The 18957-nt window shown below is 62.4% G+C and carries 22 protein-coding genes and 1 tRNA gene; 12 read left to right on the top strand and 11 right to left on the bottom strand.

What is annotated here, in order from left to right:
- Positions 1 to 447: 447 nt before the first annotated feature.
- Complete coding sequence (locus M0D65_RS20345; protein ID WP_266254279.1) at positions 448 to 2910, top strand: phosphocholine-specific phospholipase C; 2463 nt, start codon at positions 448 to 450, stop codon at positions 2908 to 2910.
- Positions 2911 to 3026: 116 nt separating this feature from the next.
- Here the strand turns inward: M0D65_RS20345 and M0D65_RS20340 are convergent, their stop codons facing one another.
- Positions 3027 to 4427 carry a pyridoxal-dependent decarboxylase gene (locus tag M0D65_RS20340; protein WP_266254278.1) on the bottom strand — a complete coding sequence of 467 codons (1401 nt, stop codon included), beginning with the start codon at positions 4425 to 4427 and terminating at the stop codon, positions 3027 to 3029.
- A gap of 340 nt (positions 4428 to 4767) precedes the next feature.
- On the opposite strand from M0D65_RS20340, the gene M0D65_RS20335 reads away from it, so the two are divergent.
- Positions 4768 to 5289, top strand: a complete 522-nt coding sequence (locus tag M0D65_RS20335; RefSeq protein ID WP_091009044.1) for a heme-binding protein — start codon at positions 4768 to 4770, stop codon at positions 5287 to 5289.
- Between the two features lie 28 nt (positions 5290 to 5317).
- Here the strand turns inward: M0D65_RS20335 and M0D65_RS20330 are convergent, their stop codons facing one another.
- Positions 5318 to 6232, bottom strand: a complete 915-nt coding sequence (locus M0D65_RS20330) for a LysR family transcriptional regulator (RefSeq protein ID WP_266254277.1) — start codon at positions 6230 to 6232, stop codon at positions 5318 to 5320.
- 170 nt (positions 6233 to 6402) lie between these two features.
- Between M0D65_RS20330 and M0D65_RS20325 the strand changes: the two genes are divergently transcribed.
- Positions 6403 to 6735: a DUF4148 domain-containing protein gene (locus M0D65_RS20325; protein ID WP_266254276.1), complete on the top strand. Its 333-nt coding sequence runs from the start codon at positions 6403 to 6405 to the stop codon at positions 6733 to 6735.
- 19 nt (positions 6736 to 6754) lie between these two features.
- Positions 6755 to 7621, top strand: coding sequence for an NmrA family NAD(P)-binding protein (locus M0D65_RS20320; RefSeq protein WP_266254275.1), 867 nt, complete (start codon positions 6755 to 6757; stop codon positions 7619 to 7621).
- A gap of 66 nt (positions 7622 to 7687) precedes the next feature.
- Here M0D65_RS20320 and M0D65_RS20315 read toward each other — a convergent pair whose 3' ends face one another.
- The gene (locus M0D65_RS20315) at positions 7688 to 7900 is read right to left on the bottom strand and encodes a GDCCVxC domain-containing (seleno)protein (RefSeq protein ID WP_091009032.1); all 213 of its coding nucleotides are present in this window, start codon (positions 7898 to 7900) and stop codon (positions 7688 to 7690) included.
- Between the two features lie 147 nt (positions 7901 to 8047).
- On the opposite strand from M0D65_RS20315, the gene M0D65_RS20310 reads away from it, so the two are divergent.
- From M0D65_RS20310 to arsH, 4 genes are all read left to right on the top strand, one after another.
- Positions 8048 to 8380 (top strand): helix-turn-helix transcriptional regulator, encoded by a 333-nt coding sequence (locus M0D65_RS20310; RefSeq protein WP_091009029.1) that lies wholly within the window; start codon positions 8048 to 8050, stop codon positions 8378 to 8380.
- Positions 8377 to 8823, top strand: coding sequence for an ArsI/CadI family heavy metal resistance metalloenzyme (locus M0D65_RS20305; protein ID WP_266254274.1), 447 nt, complete (start codon positions 8377 to 8379; stop codon positions 8821 to 8823). Before M0D65_RS20310 ends, M0D65_RS20305 begins: the two co-directional genes overlap by 4 nt.
- Before the next feature lie 16 nt (positions 8824 to 8839).
- Positions 8840 to 9361 (top strand): arsenate reductase ArsC, encoded by a 522-nt coding sequence (locus M0D65_RS20300; protein ID WP_266254273.1) that lies wholly within the window; start codon positions 8840 to 8842, stop codon positions 9359 to 9361.
- 72 nt (positions 9362 to 9433) lie between these two features.
- Entirely contained in the window at positions 9434 to 10198 is a 765-nt protein-coding gene (arsH, locus tag M0D65_RS20295) for an arsenical resistance protein ArsH (protein ID WP_266254272.1), read from the top strand.
- A gap of 209 nt (positions 10199 to 10407) precedes the next feature.
- Here arsH and M0D65_RS20290 read toward each other — a convergent pair whose 3' ends face one another.
- The 6 genes from M0D65_RS20290 to M0D65_RS20265 all read right to left on the bottom strand — a co-directional run bounded on the left by M0D65_RS20290 (position 10408) and on the right by M0D65_RS20265 (position 13539).
- Positions 10408 to 10788: a RidA family protein gene (locus tag M0D65_RS20290; RefSeq protein ID WP_266254271.1), complete on the bottom strand. Its 381-nt coding sequence runs from the start codon at positions 10786 to 10788 to the stop codon at positions 10408 to 10410.
- A gap of 214 nt (positions 10789 to 11002) precedes the next feature.
- A tRNA-Ala gene (locus M0D65_RS20285) sits at positions 11003 to 11078 on the bottom strand.
- A gap of 68 nt (positions 11079 to 11146) precedes the next feature.
- The gene (locus tag M0D65_RS20280; RefSeq protein ID WP_266254429.1) at positions 11147 to 11464 is read right to left on the bottom strand and encodes a c-type cytochrome; all 318 of its coding nucleotides are present in this window, start codon (positions 11462 to 11464) and stop codon (positions 11147 to 11149) included.
- Positions 11465 to 11505: 41 nt separating this feature from the next.
- Positions 11506 to 12300: a BON domain-containing protein gene (locus tag M0D65_RS20275; protein ID WP_266254270.1), complete on the bottom strand. Its 795-nt coding sequence runs from the start codon at positions 12298 to 12300 to the stop codon at positions 11506 to 11508.
- Positions 12301 to 12320: 20 nt separating this feature from the next.
- On the bottom strand, positions 12321 to 12908 hold the full coding sequence (locus M0D65_RS20270) for a phosphoheptose isomerase (RefSeq protein ID WP_266254269.1): 588 nt from the start codon (positions 12906 to 12908) through the stop codon (positions 12321 to 12323).
- A 124-nt stretch (positions 12909 to 13032) separates the two neighbouring features.
- Positions 13033 to 13539: a YraN family protein gene (locus M0D65_RS20265; RefSeq protein ID WP_266254268.1), complete on the bottom strand. Its 507-nt coding sequence runs from the start codon at positions 13537 to 13539 to the stop codon at positions 13033 to 13035.
- Here M0D65_RS20265 and rsmI point away from each other — a divergent pair.
- Positions 13538 to 14410: a 16S rRNA (cytidine(1402)-2'-O)-methyltransferase gene (gene rsmI, locus M0D65_RS20260; RefSeq protein WP_266254267.1), complete on the top strand. Its 873-nt coding sequence runs from the start codon at positions 13538 to 13540 to the stop codon at positions 14408 to 14410. The genes M0D65_RS20265 and rsmI overlap by 2 nt on opposite strands.
- An 83-nt stretch (positions 14411 to 14493) precedes the next feature.
- Here the strand turns inward: rsmI and M0D65_RS20255 are convergent, their stop codons facing one another.
- Complete coding sequence (locus M0D65_RS20255; RefSeq protein WP_308076693.1) at positions 14494 to 15036, bottom strand: septal ring lytic transglycosylase RlpA family protein; 543 nt, start codon at positions 15034 to 15036, stop codon at positions 14494 to 14496.
- A 699-nt stretch (positions 15037 to 15735) separates the two neighbouring features.
- On the opposite strand from M0D65_RS20255, the gene M0D65_RS20250 reads away from it, so the two are divergent.
- From M0D65_RS20250 to M0D65_RS20240, 3 genes are all read left to right on the top strand, one after another.
- Positions 15736 to 16380 (top strand): MBL fold metallo-hydrolase, encoded by a 645-nt coding sequence (locus M0D65_RS20250; protein ID WP_266254265.1) that lies wholly within the window; start codon positions 15736 to 15738, stop codon positions 16378 to 16380.
- Positions 16377 to 17027 (top strand): exonuclease, encoded by a 651-nt coding sequence (locus M0D65_RS20245; RefSeq protein WP_091008992.1) that lies wholly within the window; start codon positions 16377 to 16379, stop codon positions 17025 to 17027. Before M0D65_RS20250 ends, M0D65_RS20245 begins: the two co-directional genes overlap by 4 nt.
- 90 nt (positions 17028 to 17117) lie before the next feature.
- Positions 17118 to 17576, top strand: a complete 459-nt coding sequence (locus M0D65_RS20240) for an Lrp/AsnC family transcriptional regulator (RefSeq protein WP_074263115.1) — start codon at positions 17118 to 17120, stop codon at positions 17574 to 17576.
- A gap of 18 nt (positions 17577 to 17594) precedes the next feature.
- Here the strand turns inward: M0D65_RS20240 and M0D65_RS20235 are convergent, their stop codons facing one another.
- The gene (locus M0D65_RS20235; protein ID WP_266254428.1) at positions 17595 to 18809 is read right to left on the bottom strand and encodes a cation diffusion facilitator family transporter; all 1215 of its coding nucleotides are present in this window, start codon (positions 18807 to 18809) and stop codon (positions 17595 to 17597) included.
- Between the last annotated feature and the right edge of the window lie 148 nt (positions 18810 to 18957).

Genomic DNA, 18957 nt, shown 5'->3' with positions numbered 1-18957 from the left:
AAAATTCATCAGAACCCGCGGCGTGTATTTTCCGGACGGCCACGCGGGTCTTCGAGTTTGATCTCACAGGGAGGAGCATGACAAAAAATAGCAAAGCAGCATCGTGCCTGATCGCAGCCCTGCTATGTGGCTCGCTTGGCGCGTGCGGCGGTGGGGACTCAAGCATTGCGGCGACTAACCATTCGACGTCTTCTACGACGTCCTCAGCCGGCAGCAACGGCGCCTCTCCTCCCGCATCGCCAACCTCGGGCAATACAACAACTCATCCAACGGCCGCGGCCGGCACCAGCACATCCACTGCGTCGGCGCCCGTCTGGCACTGCGCAGCAGCCTCCTGTTCATAACGACAGCGCCGTACCGTTCGGTGTTCCGTCCGTGTGCTTTAAGCACACGCGCGTATTGATCAAGTTCGTGTGTCCGGATTCCGATCCGCGCTAAAGAGAGATCATGCTAAAAAAAACCTCGTCCCGACGTCAGTTTCTGCTCGATGCCCTCAAGCTTGCAGGGGCTTCCGCCACAGCCACCGTGTTGCCGGAAAGCATTCTCAGAGCGCAATCGATACCCGCCGCCGGCCCTACCGGCACGATCCAGGACGTCAAGCACGTCGTGATCCTGATGCAGGAAAACCGCTCGTTCGATCATTACCTCGGTAACGTGCCCGGGGTTCGCGGTTTCGGCGATCCTCGTCCGGTTGTGTTGCCAAGCGGTTATCCCGCCTGGTACCAGACGTCGTCATCATCGTATGTGTTGCCGTTCAGGCCGGGTTCGTCGTCGAGTACCTCGAACGCCGACATCTACTATGCCGATCTCGCTCACGACTGGACCTCGACACACAGCGCATGGAATAAAGGCTGGTACGACAGCTGGGTGAGTGCGAAGGGCTCATCGACGATGGCGTACTTCACGAACCAGGACATCCCGTACTACTACGCACTCGCGCAGACCTTTACGGTATGCGACAGCTACCATTGCTCGATGCTCGGACCGACCGATCCGAACCGGATCTATCTCTGGACAGGGTGCTGCGGCAATGTCTCGGGCTCGTCGCCTCACACCGATAACAGCACCTCGGGATATAACTGGAAGACACTGCCCGAGCGCCTCAATAAAGCGGGCATTAGCTGGAAGGTCTATCAGGACAAAGGGCAAGGGCTCGGTGCAAACAGCGGTGTCGGCGAGTATGCGACGGGAACGTCGAGCGATTTGTGGTGGAACGGCAATTACGGCGACAACCCGTTGTTGAACTTCACGCAGTATCAGAACCTCGGCGCAACCGATCCACTTTCTCCCGCATTCAACGGCACACAGATCGACCCGACCGGGCAAGGCAAAGAATACGATACGGGGCTATTCGCACAACTCCAGAGCGACGTAGCGAACAACACCCTGCCGCAGGTCTCGTGGATCGTCGCACCGTATGCGTATTGCGAACATCCGTCGTGGGCGGCAAGCGGCGGCGAGTGGTACGTCAACAACGTGCTGAATGCGTTGACGTCGAATCCCGCGGTCTGGGCGAGTACCGTCTTCCTGATCACCTACGACGAGAACGACGGACTGTTCGATCACGTTCCGCCGCCGGTGCCGCCCACGTCGACGAACGGCAAATCCAACGTCAGCACCGCCGCTGAGTTCTATAGCAGCAGCGGCACCGCCTCGGACGGCTCGTTGTCGGGCGATCAGCCTTTTGGTCTCGGGCCGCGCGTTCCAATGATCGTCGTGTCGCCGTGGTCGAAGGGCGGCAACATCAATTCGGAGGTGCTCGACCATACCTCGATCATCCGTTTCATCGAAGCGCGATTCAGTACCGCGACGTCGCCGCTGCAAGAGACGAACATCACACCATGGCGGCGCGCGGTCTGCGGCGACCTGACGTCGGCGTTCAATTTTGCTGCGGCCGATTCGTCGGCGTTGTCGATTGCGGCTGCTGCCAGCAACATGAATCCGAGCGGGCCGGTGGTGGGCGCCTACCCACCGAGCACACAGACGATGCCGGCTCAACCGGTCAACCGCCGTCCTGCGTGTCGACTGCCTTATGAGTTCTTCGTAGCGGGCCTGGTCAATAGAGCGGCGAAAGGGTTGTCGCTGACATTCACCAACACGGGAACCGCGGGGACGAGTCTGCAGGTCAGAGCGGGCAATTCAAGCACTGCGCCGAGGCCGTACACGATTGCCGCGTCGGCCAGCCAGTGTGCGGCTCTCCAGGACACGTTGCCGTTGAACTCCGACGGTAGCTACGACTTCTCGATCTCGGGCCCCAACGGCTTCCTGCAGGAATTTCGCGGCAGTATCGGGTCGGCGGGAACGTCGGGCTCGCTTGTCGAGATCACGTTGTGCTACGACGTCCAGAACGGCAACGTCCGCATCACGCTCGACAACACCCGAGGCACTCAGCCGGCCACGTTTCAGCTCACCGACAACGCGTATGGAAAGAATGCCTACACCTCGACTACCGTCGCCGCGGGCGCAACCAGCGACGTAACGTGGCTAGGCGACGCCGGTTGGTACGACGCAAGTATTCGTGTCCCCGACGATGCGAATTTTTTCCGGCGTGTCGCGGGCTGTGTGCAACAGCTTTCGGGAACGCTCTACACCGACTCGGCTATCGGGAACACCAGCCAGTTCGTTCCCGCACTTGCCATGCAGGGTTCGACCTACGCCACGTTGCGCTTCGACTATGTGGCGCCGCCGTGGCTGCATAGCCCGAAGAACTGGGTCGGCGTGTATTCGAAGGGCGTAAAACCCGGCGCGTCTGCATCGCTGGCGTGGGTGTATGCGCCCAAGGGCGTTGGTTCGGTGATGCTGGCGAGCCGCAGCGGCAACACTGCGCTCCCGTCCGGGCAGTACGACGTGTGGTACCTGTTCGACGACGGGTACAAGGCGTTGCTCGGACCGATATCGCTGAGCATCTAGCGTAGCGTAGCGGAAGGAATCGGCAAAGCAGCCGGCTATGAAGCCGGCGCTATCGCAAACGAGTCCGCATGAAACGAAGCGTCCGTCATTGTGTATTCAAGGGCGCGGCGAGGGATTCATCGCAACGCCCCAAGTGCACGGACCAGCGAGTCGAACACGCGATCGACGTCCTGTTCGTCGGTACGCCAGTTGCAGAACGCCGCACGCAGCCCCCAGGTGCCCTCATACACGGTCATGCTAACGAAGGCATCGCCGAGATCGCGCACCGCGCGCACGTACGCATTGATGCGCGCCTCGTCGGGCTGCTCGGCGAGCGTGAAGCACACGACGTTCAGCCGGGTCGGCGCCAGAAGTGCAAGGCCCGGTTGCACGGCAATCCGCTCCCCGAGCCGATGTGCCAGTGCGATGTTGCGGCGGACGATCTCCGCGTGCCCGTCGCGGCCATAAGCGGCGAGCGCGAACCACGTGGACAGTGCGCGCAGACGGCGGGAATTCTCGGGCGTCAGATGCACGAAGTCTGGATTGTCGGTCGGTACGCCCAGGTACGCGGAACTGTTCTGGAACACACGCACTTGCAGGTCGCGTCGACGGCTGAACTGCACCGCCGCGTCATACGGTACGTTGAGCCATTTGTGCAGATCGATACAGATCGAGTCGGCTTCGTCGAGGCCGCGCACCAGTGCCGCGTGATCCGGCGACAGTGCCGCGAATGCGCCGAACGCCCCGTCGACATGCAGCCAGAACCGGTAACGCGAACGCAGCGCCGCAATGGCTTGCAAGTCGTCGTAGTCGACCGTGTTGACGGTACCGGCGTTCGCGACGACGATCACCGGCTCGCCTGCGTACTGCTGCAACGCGGCTTCGAGTACGTTTAGATCCACGGCCTCGCGATCCTTCAGCGTCGGGATTTTCTGCACCGCGCGCCGGCCGATGCCGAGCACGGACAGCGCCTTGTAGATGCTGGAGTGCGGTGCGCCGGACAGCACTCTGACCGGCGGCAGCATGCTCACGCCGTCTTCGGCGATATCGACGCGATTCGGGCACTGTTCGCCGAGCCATTCGCGGGCGATCGCGAGACCGACAAGGTTCGACATCGTCGCGCCGCTGACGAGCACGCCTTTCTGCGCATCCGACAACCCGAACAACTCGCGCAGCCGCGCGACGGTTTCGCGCTCCAGATCGGGCGCCGCGCTATCGATGCCGGCCGTCGGATTCTGGTCGTACACGCTCGTCAGCCAGTCGCCGGCAAGCGCTGCCGGCGTCGCGCCGCCCGTCACGAAGCCCAGATAGCGCGCCCCGGCGCTACCGGAGAACCCCGGTGCCCAGCGCGTCAGGAAATCGTCGAGCGCCGCGTCGAAGCCGGGGCCGCTCGATGGCAGCGGTTGCGGCTCGACGGGCTTCGGTGCGAGCGCGGCTGGGCGCTCGTCGATATGGTCCAGCACGTCGAGCGCATGCTTGAGCGTACGTTGCAGCACTGCTTCGATGCCGACGAGGTCGTGTGAAAGTTTGGCGTCCATGCAATCCGTGGGGGTCGAGTGGAGAAAATGCGATCGTCACGCGCGGGGGCGCAACGTCGCGTACCAGAACACTAGCGCAGTCGCGCGGATTGCGGCGCCGGGCGTGCAGACGCCGCTCCAGCCCAAACACGACTGCCGCGCAAAACTGATGTTCCATCGAGTGCTGTTCTTTCGCGTTATCGCCAGCGATATAGTGGCTCGTCGGTAAGCAGCCTCTCCCGTACAGAACGAAGCAAGTCGGCGCGCTTCCATGGCTACCCGATACGCGCTTCGATCTTGTACACGCTGTTGCGCCATGCTGCCCGAGCCGCCCCACCATCATCCACGCGGGATATACATCATGAAACGACTATTCGCTCTGTCCTCACTCGCCATGCTCGCAGCATTCACCGCACCGGCGCACGCTGAAGCGCCGCCGCCCAGCGGCTATCACTACGTGCTGCCGCTTGCGCTTGCAGTCGAAGCGGCGCAAGAGGCCGTCCGCGTATGCGAGGCGAAGAATTATCGGGTGACGGCAACGGTACTCGATATGGATGGCATCCCGCAGGTCGTCCTGCGCGGCGATGGAAGCACCGTGCACACCGGCGAATCGAGCCTGCGCAAGGCCTTTACCGTGGTGACCCTCGGGCCTGAATTTGGCTTCGACAGATCGAGTGGATTCTTCGAGCTGGTTAAAACGAATCCTTTTGCTCCGCAACTGGCTACTGTCCATAACGTGATGGCATTGCCGGGCGCCGTCGCCTTCAAGGCAAACGGCGAGATCGTGGGCGCGCTGGGCATCGGTGGCGCGCCGGGCGGCGACAAGGATGAGGTCTGCGCGCAGGCCGGTATCGACAAGGTTGCGAATCGCTTGCCGCATTGATGGATGTCGGGCGAACCGTCGCAACCGGCTAGCTCGTCCTCGTCAACGCAACAATGAAGTCGAGAAACACCCGTGTTTTGGCCGGCGTATGGTGTCGCGACGGGTGGTACGCATAGAACGGGAAGCGCTCATCCGGCCAGTCCGGGAACAGATTGACGAGGCGCCCTTCGCGGATCAACGGTTCCGCTCCGAGCAGCAGCATCTGCGCGATGCCAGAGCCGGCAAGGCACGCGTTCAGGAGTGCGCTCGGATCGTTCACCGTGAGCCTGCCATTCGTCTCGACAACCAGTTTTTTGCGCTTGCGATGAAACTCCCACGGGAACGGTTTTCCGGTTTCCGGGTTGCGAAACTCGAGACACCGGTGTTGCCCGCGCCCCAGATCTTGAGGCTCCGTTGGCCGCCCGCGACGAGCGAGGTACGACGGTGCCGCGACGGTGACAACCGGGGTGTCCAGAAGCTTTCGCGCGATCAGACTCGATGAGCGAGGTTCGCCGAATCGCAAGGCCAGATCGAAACCATCCACGATGAGGTCGCCGAGTTGATCTCTCGCGATGAACTCGATTTCGAGTTCGGGATGCGCGTCCATGAATTCGTCGAGCTTCGGGCTCAGCGCGATTCGCAGAAAAGCCGGATCGAGATTGATGCGCAGTTTTCCGCGTACCGTCGCGCCCCCGCCGGCCGCAGCGGTGGCGGCTTCTTCCATGCCCCTCAAGTGCGGCATAACCTGCTCGTAGAACCGTCGGCCTTCTTCAGTCAGAGAAACCGCGCGGGTCGTCCGGTTGAAGAGCCGTATGTTCAGGCGCTTTTCGAGTCGCGCGATCGCGCGGCTCACCCCGGGTGGCGACATGCTCATCATGTCCGCCGCCGCGGCAAACGTTCCTGCATCGACGACGGCGGCAAATACGCCGATACCGCTGGAAAGATTCTCGCTGGACGATCTCATGGAGGTTGCATCCTGGTCGTTGCACCGTGCGCCACGCAGCCCACCATAACTCATTCGTAACTGGAAGTCATTTCACAAGTGTCACTCGTGACATTTAGTTTCTCATCGCGGTTGTCCACAATGCATCCCAACGGTAGGTCACTACCTCAACGAATCAAAGGAGCATTGCCATGAATACCCGTCATCTCACACTGGCCATCGCGGCCGTCATCGCCTTTCCCGCGGCTGGATATGCACAGGAATCCGGCTCCACGATCACACGTGCGCAGGTGCGCGCGGAGCTCGTGCAACTGGAAAGCGTGGGCTATCGGCCCGGTCGCGTTAGTCCGAATTACCCCACCGACATTCAGGCAGCCGAAGCGGCTGTGGCCTTGCAGAACGGTGCCGGGACGAACGTCAGCAGCGGCATAGGCGGTGCGCGCAGTGGTTCGTCGGCTTCGGGCAATCGCGTCGTTGCGAATGCGCCGTTCGGTTCGGTCGGTTCGCTCTACGCGCATCACTAATTCGCCCGGAGAAACAGCAATGTATGCAATCACAGGAATTACAGGGAAGGTCGGCGGTGCGGTGGCGCGCACGTTGCTCGCAGCGGGCCAGCCGGTGCGAGCGGTTGTACGCGATGTCGCGCGGGCACGTTCGTGGGCCGAGCGCGGGTGTGAAGTCGTGACCGCCGATATGGACGACGCCGCAGCGCTTGCCGCCGCGTTCGAGGGTACGCAGGGCGTCTTCATTCTGCCGCCGTCGGACTTCGATCCGTTGCCGGGGTTTCCGCAGGCACGCGCGGTCATCGACGCAGTGAAAACGGCGCTCGCATCGGCGCGTCCCGGCAAGGTTGTCTGCCTGTCGACGATCGGCGCGCAGGCCACCGAGACCAATCTGCTCACGCAACGCACGCTGATGGAACAGGCGCTTCGCGATCTACCGATGCCTGTGACGTTTCTGCGTCCGGGCTGGTTCATGGAAAACGCCGCGTGGGATGTTGCACCGGCGCGCGATGAAGGCGTGATCCAGAGCTTTCTGCAGCCGCTCGACAAGGCCGTGCCGATGGTCGCGACTGCGGACGTAGGTCGGGTTGCCGCGCAGTTGCTTCAGCAGAACTGGCGTGGTGTGCGTACCGTCGAGCTGGAAGGTCCGCAACGTGTGAGTCCGAACGATCTGGCCGCGGCGTTTGCCAAGGTGCTCGGTCGTCCGGTTCTGGCGGAGGTGGTGCCGCGCGAAACGTGGGATGCGCTGTTTCGCTCCCAAGGTATGAAAGAACCGCTGCCGCGCGTGCGCATGCTTGACGGGTTCAATGAAGGGTTCATTGCTTTCGAGGGCGAGGGAGGCGATATCGTCAAGGGTGAAGTGGGGCTGGAAACTGTTTTGCGGGGTCTTGTTTCGCAGGCGGGCTGACGTTCAACAGAGGTTGGCCTGGCCATCTCCGGGTGCTGCTTGCTGCAGCACCCGTTTCTGCGTTCGCTATCTACAGCATCCACGTTCTAGCTGGATCGATGGGCACGGAACTGAACCGAAGGAGCAGAACACGCAGCAATCGCCCGGCTTTGGGCGCAACAGTGCCTTGCAGTTCGAGCATTCGTAGTAAAACTGGCAAGCATCCGCGGGCATGGTTTCTTGCCTGGCAAAGCCGCAGTGTGGGCAGGTCAGGATGGATTCCAGAACGGCTGTACTCATCGAGGTTTCACTCCTGCAATGCGGACAGATAGGCTATGTCCACGGTGGCTTTGATCATAGCCTGCTCGCACTGCCACCCATCGGGACTTCATTTCTATATTTCAACAATACTTGAAATATAGAAATGAATGCTCTATCGTTCCGGGCATGGACTCGAACCTCGTTGTACGCGCTCTGAGCGCGCTCGCCCATGAATCGCGCCTTGCGATCTTTCGTCTGCTGGTTGTAGCCGGCCCCGACGGCATGGCCGCCGGCGAAATCGCGCAGCAGCTTGGGCTTTCCCCTTCCAGTCTTTCGTTTCATTTGAAGGATCTGTCACATGCAGACCTCGTGAAGCCGCGACAGGACGGACGTTTCGTCATCTACACCGCGAACTTCGACGCCATGACGGACCTGATTGGTTTCCTCACGGAGAACTGCTGCGCAGGCGCGACCTGTGCCGCGAGCGATCTCTCAAACTGCTGCGGAGACACACCATGAAGCGCATGCACATTCACGTTGCGGTCGAGAGCCTGAACGACAGCATCCGGTTTTACAGCGCCATGTTCGGCAACGTCGAGCCGACCGTTCTCAAAACCGATTACTGCAAATGGGAACTGGTGGACCCGGCGGTAAATTTCGCGATCTCCAGGCGCGGTGCGAAACCGGGCGTCGATCACATCGGTATCCAGGTTGAAACCGACGCGGAACTGGCCGAGATGAATGCGCGCTTTAGCGCTGCGCTACTGCCAGTAGAGTCGCAGATAGGGACGACCTGCTGCTATGCCCGGTCGGACAAGGCATGGACGGTCGATCCGCAGGGTGTCGCGTGGGAAACGTTCAGAACCCTCGAGGCCGCGCCGGTCTATGGGCACTCGCGCGAGCAGCCGGAAGCGCAGTCGCAATCGTCGACCGCATGTTGTGCGTCGGCTAATCCGTCGTGACACTTCGGAGCGACACATGAGCGATAAACCTTATTCGATCCTCATTCTCTGCACTGGCAATAGCTCGCGCAGCCTCATGGCCGAGGCGCTGTTTAACGTCCTTGGAAAGGGTAAGTTTCGCGCGTATAGCGCAGGCAGTCACCCATCCGGCGCAGTGAATCCGTTCGCGACCGAGCGTTGCGAATCACTCGGCTATGACACGTCCCAGCTACGTAGCAAAAGCTGGGACGAGTTCGCGACGCCCGATGCACCGCACATGGATTTCGTCATCACTGTCTGCGACGACGCTGCGGGCGAAGTCTGTCCGATCTGGCCCGGCCACCCGCTGACAGCGCATTGGGGCTTTGAAGATCCTGCCGCGTTCGAGGGCAGCGACGAAGACAAGCGCAACGTGTTCAGCAAGGTGTATCGGCAGATCATGACCCGCGTGAGCCAGTTCGTGAACCTGCCGCTGCACGTGCTCGATCACAACGCGATTCAGCAAGAGATGCGTGCTATCGGCGAGAGACCGGCGGAGGAATCAAATGAGCAGCGTTGATATGAAGCGAAACACAGCATCGAAAGACGATCGCTATGAGCGCGATCGACAGCGAACGATGGAGATCGGTAGATGACGCAGTATCTTCCTAACGTCAGCGCTCCGCACCTGGACACACCGGACCTCGACAAACTCGAACCGGTCACCGTCTCGCAACACGCTCCGCGCATTCTCCTGCTCTACGGCTCGTTGCGGCCCACATCGTACAGTCAGCTTCTCACGCTGGAAGCCGAGCGCATCCTGCGCCATTTCGGCGCGGACACCCGGGTCTTCGATCCGCACGGCCTGCCGCTCGCTGATAGCGTGTCCGCCGATCATCCAAAAGTGATCGAGCTACGCAAGCTTTCGGAGTGGTCGGAGGGGCATGTATGGTGCAGCCCGGAGCGTCACGGCACCCTGACGGCTGTATTCAAGAATCAGATCGATTGGTTACCGCTTGAAAGCGGCGGTGTTCGTCCAACGCAAGGCCGTACGCTTGCGGTGATGCAGGTATGCGGCGGCTCGCAATCGTTCAATGCAGTAAATGCGCTGCGCGTGCTCGGTCGATGGATGCGCATGGTGACCATTCCGAATCAATCCTCGGTAGCTAAAGCATGGACGGAATTCGACGCGGACGGGCGGATGAAACCATCGGCCTATTACGATCGCGTCGTCGACGTCATGGAAGAACTGTTCAAGTTCACACTACTGGTGCGCGATCGTTCGGACTACCTCACGGACCGCTATAGCGAGCGGAAAGAAGCACATCCTGAGCTTGCCACGGCACTGGCGGCCACTGCCATGAGTCAGGAAGCGTTAACCGCCAATGCAGACACCGACGACAGCGAAACGGAGTGACAGCGACGGCCGCAGCGCTGTCGCGTCATGGGCACTCGCAGGCGCGTCGACAGGAAGTCCCAACACTGCCAGCATCCATGGCTCCATGGGAATGGCCAAGGTTGAGAAGACTACGTCGAGCGTCAAGGCGATCCCGGTAAGGCCGCGGGAGATTAGCAGTTGAGCGTGCCACTCATCGACCGCGCAGCCATTTGCCTCGACGAATAATTCTAGGCCTCCGCAATCGCAGCAATAGAAACCTTAAGCCCCGGAATACGCGCAGGCAGTTTGGCTCCCTGACGCGCTGGAGGATCGGCAGGAAACCATTTAAGCCACTCCTCATTCATGCCAGCAAAGTCGTCTTCGTCCGCCAATACAACCGTGACACTGACAATCTTGCCTAGCGAACTGCCTGCTTCCTCCAGGATCGCCTCTATGTTGACCATGCACTGCCGGGTCTGCTCCTGGATAGTGGCGCCCTTGATCGCACCTGTCGCCGGATCGACGGGAGCTGTGCCGGAGACGAAGATCAGACCCGCGGCTTTGACTGCCTGGCTGTAGGTCGGCGGCGGTTTGGCCGCTTTTGGTGTGAATACAATCTGACGGGTCACCTCGCTCTCCTTCGTGAAAGACTGTTTTCCAAGACTATCGATGGAGGCGAGCGGCGGCAATTGCTAACGCGCAGAGCGGGCGCGATAGCGCACAAAGGACAGGCTGTCTCCAGTGGAACTCGAAGAGCCAGGTGCCTGTTGCCGGAGCGATGAAACGACAAAGCCGGCACAAGGCCGGCTTTGTCGTTTCATGCGGAACTACGAGAAATACGTTTGGTGGAGCGGATGAGGATCGAACTCACGACCTTCGCATTGCGAACGCGACGCTCTCCCAGCTGAGCTACCGCCCCAACGACGTTGGGATTCTAGCACACGGTTTTTGCGTTTTGCCACGCGCCCAGCCGGCGCTCGGACAGCCTTATTTGGCCGGTGCGCCGGCTAGCACCCAGTCGACAACCGTGCGGATATCGGCATCGCTCATCGACGGATGGGAGGGCATCGGAATCACGCCCCAGACGCCCGACCCGCCGTCCTTCACCTTGCGCGCCAGCTTCGCCTGGGCCTGTGGATCGCCCTTGTACTTCGCCGCGATCTGCTGGAACGCCGGCCCAACCAGTTTGCGATCCACCGCGTGACAACCCATGCACGCATTGCGGCTGGCAATCACCTGGCCGGCCGGCGCATCGGCCGCGCGAGCAACCGGCACGCAGGCCACAACTAGCAGCGCCGAACACATCCATCGAGCTAATCGCACACCGCACATCCCGACCGCCACGCTCATTTTTGCGGCGCAGCCGGATTGCCCGGCTGTACTGGGGTCGAGTTCGTCACCGGCGCAGGAGCCTGCTGCTCAAGCGGACGCGAGCTCACCGACGAATCCGGCACGGCGCCAACTGTCGGTTCGCTCGCAGCCGGCTGCGCGCCAGGCGCTGCCGGTGCCGATGCCGCCGCTGCCGCAGCGGCCGCTTCCTGCGGCTGGATGTACTGGAACACCTTCACGACCTGCACGACACCGGGTACCCGACTCGCTACATCGGCGCCGCGATTGCCTTCGTCGACGGTAACGAGGCCCATCAGGTACACGATGCCGCGCTCGCACACCACCTTGTAGTTGTTCGCGGAGATGTTCTTCTCTGCGATCAGCGCGGTTTTAACCCGCGTTTCGAGGTAGGTGTCGTTGCTACGCGAGGTGTACGCGCTGGCCGCCTGCACCGCGAGCTCGTTGGCAATCGAATTCACGTTGTTGATACCGCGCACCAGCGTGTCGGCTTTCTGCTTCGACGCGTCGTCGGGTACTTCACCGGTGATCAGCACACGCCGGTTGAACACCGCCACATTGATGTGCGATGCGTCCGGCAGATTGCTGCTGAGCTGGGACAGCGCCTTCACCTGAATCTCGCGGTCCTCGGTCTGCGCGCCGAGCGTGCGGCGGTCGGTTGCGAGCAGCGCACCGCCGCCGGCCGCGCCGGCCACAGCCAGCACACAGCCCTGCAAGGTCGCGGCCAGTCCGGCAGCGAGGCTCACCACGAGCGTGGTACGTACAAGCGTTCTTTTGACGCGGGTTGCGCTCATCAACAAACTCTCCTTCTGGGTCAATCTTCGCCGAGCAACATGGCATCGATGCCGTCGCACAGACAATGGATGGTCAGCACATGGACTTCGTGGATACGTGCGGTACGCGCCGACGGCACGCAGATGTGAATGTCGGTATCGGTCAGCACGTCGTTGATCGCGCCACCGCCGTTGCCGCTCAGCGCGATCACGACCATTTCGCGCTCGTGTGCGGCGTCGATCGCGGCCAGCACGTTGGCGGCGTCGCCCGCTGCGGAAAGCGCGAACAGCACGTCGCCCGGCTGACCGAGCGCGCGGACCTGCTTCGAGAATATCTGCTCGAACGCGTAATGACTGGCGATTGCGGTCAATACGGAGGAATCGGCGGTCAGCGCAATGGCGGGTAGCTCCGGGCGCTCGCGCTCGAAGCGGCCGAGCAGTTTTGCGGCGAACTGCTGCGCGTCGGCGGCGGAACCGCCGTTACCGCACGCGAGAATGCGATTGCCGTTGGCAAGCGCGGCGAACATCGCGTCGATGGCCGCGGCGATCGGCATCGACAGCGTTTCGATGGCTTCGTGTATCACCTCCGCGCTTTCGCGGAAGTGCTGTTGAATGCGTTCGACTGACATCGACTCTCTATGGTGTGCTGCGTCGCGGCCGCATCGCACGCGGCCCGTGTTGTGAAGATCGGGCGTTCATCCGCCCCGTTCGCGTCCGCAAGTTTAGCGTACTCGTGCGCGGTATCCGGCAGGTTTAGCGGTCGTCGGCACGAAATGCGTCGCGTAGCCAGATAAGCCGACCTGCTTCGAACGCAACGACGTCGAACCGGCAGGCGGGCATCTCGCCGTTCTGGTTCGCTAACCGAGTCGCCAGAAAAAACTGCGCGGCGCGCAACAGCCGCTGCCGCTTGTGCCAACCGACACTTGCCACGGCGCCGCCGTAGCGGCGCTGCGCACGCGCCCTCACTTCGACGAATACGAGCGTGTCGTCGCGATCGCGCATCACGAGATCGATCTCGCCGCCGCGGCACGTAACGTTGCGTGCCACGAAGCGCAACCGTTGATGCTGCAGGAACACCAGCGCATGTGCTTCAAATGCCGCGCCGACGAGCTTCGACCCGCGCTGCCGCGGAAAGTTGTCGCCGGCAGACTGAACCCGCGTGGGCGTGGGCGCAGTCGTAGGCGCGGCGCGGTCCGGAGCGCCGGTAGCCGCGTGGCACAATGGCGGCCTTGCTTCATCTGTCTGCGGGTTCCGTCTCATGACTCCTCTCTCCGAACTCGCGCAAGGGCAGCAGTACCCCGCCCCTGCGCTCTATGTCGTGGCGACGCCGATCGGCAACGTTGCCGACATCACGTTGCGCGCATTGCATGTGCTCGGACTCGCGGACCGCATCGCCGCCGAAGACACCCGCAACACCGGCCAGCTGCTCGCACGCTACGGCATCTCGAAGCCGCTCGTCGCCGTGCATCAGCACAACGAACGGGCCGCGGCGCAACGCATCGTCGAATACCTGCAGGCCGGCGAACGCGTGGCCTACGTGTCCGATGCCGGGACGCCGGGCATTTCCGACCCCGGCGCGAAACTCGTCGAAGCGGCGCGCGAGGCGGGCTTCCCGGTCGTTCCGCTGCCCGGCGCCAGCGCGCTTGCCACCGCGTTGAGCGCAGCCGGCGACTGGGCCGAGACGTTCTCGTTTCTCGGCTTCCTGCCGCCCAAGGCAAAGCAACGCGCGACGATGCTGCAGCCGCTCGCAGGACATCCGTACGCGATGGTGTTCTACGAAGCGCCGCACCGCATTCTCGAAACCGTGACGGCGCTCGCCGAGGCGTTCGGCGGTGCGCGGCGCATGCTGATCGCCCGTGAGCTGACGAAGTTACACGAGGCATTGCACGTGAGCACCCTGGCCGATGGACCAGCATGGCTCGCCGCCGATCCAAACCGGCAACGCGGCGAATTCGTACTGGTGGTCGAGGGGATGAAGGCGCAGGCAACCGGCGAAGCAGATCACGACACGCTGCTGGGCCTGCTGCTGGAGGAACTGTCGGTGAGCAGTGCCGCGCGCGTGGCGGCTTCGATCACCGGTACATCGCGCAACGCGCTCTATACGCGCGCACTCGCGCTCAAGAAAGACTGAAGGGCCGCGAGAGGCGGCCCTTCAGGGAGACATCTGGCGACCACGAGGCAACTTGGTAGTTGCCCGCGATTCCACGTTCCAGCTTATTTCGTCGAATTCGCCGCCAGTATTTCGTTGCGTGCGGCTCTCGCTTCCTGCTGCGACAGACCTTCGATCTTCACGCGCGCCGTACCGGCGTGCTGCAGGTCCAGTTCGAGCGCGGCTGCGTAGGACAGGTCGATCACCCGGCCGCGTGCGTACGGCCCGCGGTCGTTGATGCGCACGATCACAGAACGCGTCGTGGTCGGGTTCGTCACGCGCACATACGAGCCCATCGGCAGCGTGCGGTGCGCGGCGGTCAGCGCGTGCATGTTGTAGCGCTCGCCGCTCGCGGTACGGCGGCCGTGGAAACGCGGGCCGTACCAGGAAGCGCGACCGGTCTGCTGGAAATCCGAGACATCCGGTCCGCCTTCGGTCAGCGGTTCGGCATCGGCAAGCGACTTGTCGCCCGCCTTCGCGTCGGCGCCGGAAGCCGGCCCACCGAACGCGGCGCCGTAGGCGACCGGCGCGCTCAGATCACTACCGGCGTGCGCACTCCGGGTGCTGAGCGGCGTGTTGCTTGCCTGATCGGCGGGGCCAGGAGGCATCGCGCACCCCGCCAGCACAAAAAAGGCAAAAAAACTCCCGATACGTCGGGGCAACCGAGTTTTCATAAACGTGCATTCACATTGTCGAGCCGCATCACGCGATAGCTGCGTGTTGCATGCGACTCCGGCGGCAAGGCAAAAGCCAACGCCTGCGCGAGGCGCAGAACGTCGTAGCCCGGATGCGGTAATTTCTGCCGCTACCGCACGGTTAGTTTTCACGTCTGGCGCAACCTGTCCCCGGCAGCCTGACCAGACCCCACATGCCGCCATCGAACGTGGCAAACACGTTCTTGAGCGCCGACAACCTTGGCGCCCAGGAACAGCGGCGTAGGCCCCACCCAGCGTCACGGCAGCTAGGCCGTAGCAGGCGCGTGGCGCCTGGCTGGGTAAGACGTGTGCATCGAAACCTGTCGATGCTGGATTTGCCGTCGACAACCGACGGCACTTGCTTGACGGCGCCCGCTCGTCCTTTCAGATCAGGGTTCGGGTCGCCCAGTGGCGGCACGGTTTCCCGTGCACAAGGTCGCCATTATACCCAAAACACATCGGCGCCCTCCCAAACGAGGGATAACCCCATGAATCTTTACTGAATTTTTATCTACGACGCGAAAAACGCGCCTGCTGCGCCGACCTCTTGCGACAACCGGCGCGGGCACGGAGCGGCCGGTACAATCGCAGTTTTAGAGCTGCGCGTACGCCATGAAAGTCACCTTGATACCGGTCACCCCGTTCCAGCAGAACTGCTCATTACTCGTCTGCGAGGCAACCGGCCGCGCAGCCGTCGTTGATCCCGGCGGCGACCTCGAGATCATCCAGGGTGAAGTCGCGCGGCAGGCGGTCACGGTGGAAAAGGTGCTGCTCACGCACGGCCATATCGATCACTGCGCCGGCGCGAAAACACTCGCGGCGCACTACGGCGTACCGATCGAAGGTCCGCATCCGGACGAGCGCTTCTGGCTCGACAAGCTGCCCGATCAGAGCACCCGCTTCGGCTTCCCGGCCGCTGAAGCATTCGAACCGGACCGCTGGCTGCATGACGGCGACACCGCGCAGTTCGGCGACGAACAGTTCGAGGTGTATCACTGCCCCGGCCATACGCCCGGCCACATCGTGTTCTTCAGCCGCGCGCACCGGCTCGCGCTGGTTGGCGACGTGCTGTTCGCCGGCTCGATCGGACGTACCGACTTTCCGCGCGGCAACCATGCCGACCTGATCCGTTCGATCCGCGAAAAGCTCTGGCCGCTCGGCGACGACGTGACCTTCGTGCCGGGCCACGGTCCCACTTCGACGTTCGGCGCGGAGCGCCAGTCCAATCCGTATGTGGCGGACGGAGTCGGCGCATGAGCGAGGAAATCTACGTCAGCACCGACGTCGAAGCCGACGGCCCGATTCCCGGCCCGCACTCGATGCTGAGCTTCGCTTCCGCCGCCTACACCGCGGACAAGCGTCTCGTCGCCACCTTCTCGGCCAATCTCGAGCTGCTGGAGGGGGCCACGCCGCATCCAGTGCAGGAAGCGTGGTGGAAGACGCAGCCGGAAGCGTGGGCCGCCTGCCGGCTCGATCTGCAACAGCCGCAAGCCGCGCTGAACAAGTACGTCGAATGGGTCGAGGCGCTGCCGGGCAAGCCAGTCTTCGTCGCGATGCCGGCCGGCTTCGATTTCACGTTCATGTTCTGGTACATGATGCGGTTCGCCGGCCGCTGTCCGTTCTCCTGGTCCGCGCTCGACATCAAGACGCTCGCGTTCGCGATGACGGGCTTGCCGTATCGCAAGTGCATCAAGCCGCGGCTGCCGAAACACTGGTTCGACGATCACCCGCATACGCACGTCGCACTCGACGACGCGATCGAGCAGGGTGCGTTGTTCTGCAACATGCTCGCCGAGCTACGTGCGTCGCAGGCCGCCGGCGCCACAGCCGCTGTCGCAAACGGCAGCGCGGACACTGATGGGGACGGCTCAGCACAAAAAGCCGCTGAGCGTGGCGCAAATTAGGGAATCTCCCTCATAACTGCCGGTATACATTGCGCTTCGTTTTCGCGGCCTCTACCATTTGGCTATACCGCGACGCACACGGAGGCGCAGTTGACACTCGATACGTTCTCTCAAAAGATCCTGCGTCTGCTGCAGCTGGACGCGCGCCGCTCGGTCCAGGAAATCTCCGATCAGGTCGGCTTGTCCAGTACGCCGTGCTGGCGCCGGATCAAGGACATGGAGCAATCGGGCGTGATCCAGCGCTATACGGCGTTGCTCGATCGGGAGAAGCTGGGGCTCCATGTCTGCGCGCTCGCGCACATCCACCTGACCCGGCACACCGAAGGCGGCGTCGAGCAGTTCGAGCGCGAAATCGCCACCTGCCCGGAAGTGACCGAGTGCTACAGCACGACCGGCGAGTCCGACTACATCCTCAAAATCGTCGCGCCCGATATCAAGGCCTACGACGCGTTCCTGCACGAACGCATCTTCAAGATTCCCGCCGTCGCGCAGGTTCGTACGAGCGTCGTGCTGCGGGAGATCAAGTTCGATACGCAGTTGCCGCTGTAAAGCCGGGGGACGTTTTCATCAGGCGACGTCGCGATGTTCACGCGCCAGTTTGCTCTGCGGCTCTGACAAAACCGTTGCTTTTAGCACGCTCAATCGTCGCGCACCCAGGCGCCGCTGTAGCTCCACGCGATCGATGCCGGCCAGCCAGGCCGCGTCGTCTTCGCTGCGGCCTTCCTCGCCAAGGTCCGGCGACGGCCGCAAAACCAGTTCGACATCGAGCCCGCTGCTCAGATAGTGCAGATTGACCGCCTCGATAGCGACACCATGCCCGTCAAGCGCCGCGTTCAGTTCGCTAACGATGCGCTCGCGCGGCGGCAGATCGACGGGCGGCCGTGCGAGCGTGTCGTTCTCGGGGTCGACGTGAATCAGCGCGTCGAGCACACGCGTGTCGGTCAACAGGCGCGCCCGCGCCGACTCGGCGATGAAATGCCCTTCCGATACGGAAATCAGCGGGTCGACGAGGATATGCGCGTCGACGAGCGCGAAGTCGCCCATCTTGCGGGTACGCAGTTCGTGCACGTCGCGCACGCCGGGTGTGGCCAGTAACAAGGTGCGCAGGCCGGTGGACGCCGCTTCGTCGAGCGCGCGGTCGGACAGGTCCTGCAGCGCGTCCCAGCCGAACACCCAGCCCATGCGCGCCACCATGAAGCCGACGATCGCCGCCGCGATCGGATCGAGCAGCCGCACACCCGCCAGACTGCCGATAATGCCGAGCGCCACCACCAGCGACGACGCCGCATCCGACCTTGCATGCCATGCGTTCGCGATCAGCATGGCGGAGCGCACACGTTGCGCCTCGCGCAGCATGTAGCGGAACAGCGCCTCCTTCGACACAAGTACAAGCACCGCCACGACCAGCGCGCTCAAATGAACGGCCGGAATCGCCTCGAGATCGGCGAGCCGGGTACCCGCGCGCCAGAGCATGCCGACACCCACGGCGATTAGCAGCGCGCCGAGAAACAGCGACGCGACCGTTTCATAGCGGCTATGACCGTAGTTGTGATCCGCGTCGGGTTGCGCACCGCTATGGCGGTTGGCAATCAGCACGATAAAGTCGGATACGAGATCCGATAGTGAATGAACACCGTCGGCAATCAACGCCTGGGAATGCGCCAAAACTCCGACAATTAATTGCAATGCGCTCAATATCGCATTGAGCACGATACTCACAACAGTGGTTTTACGCGCGACCCGATGTTTCTCGCTGGATTGTGCGATAGCGGCTGCAGGCATAAAAATGAAAGCAAACTGGCGGTTGACGGTAACCGTCATTCTACCCGCGAGGCATCGCGAAAGATGCTTGATCGCTCGAAAATACCCTTTTAAATCAGCCGCTTACTGGAACACGAAGCATTCGTATTCAAGCCCTCATCACGTTCTG

Source organism: Paraburkholderia sp. CHISQ3, from assembly GCF_030464945.1.
GTDB classification, from domain to species: domain Bacteria; phylum Pseudomonadota; class Gammaproteobacteria; order Burkholderiales; family Burkholderiaceae; genus Paraburkholderia; species Paraburkholderia megapolitana.
This window is presented reverse-complemented; position numbering and strand designations above follow the sequence as displayed.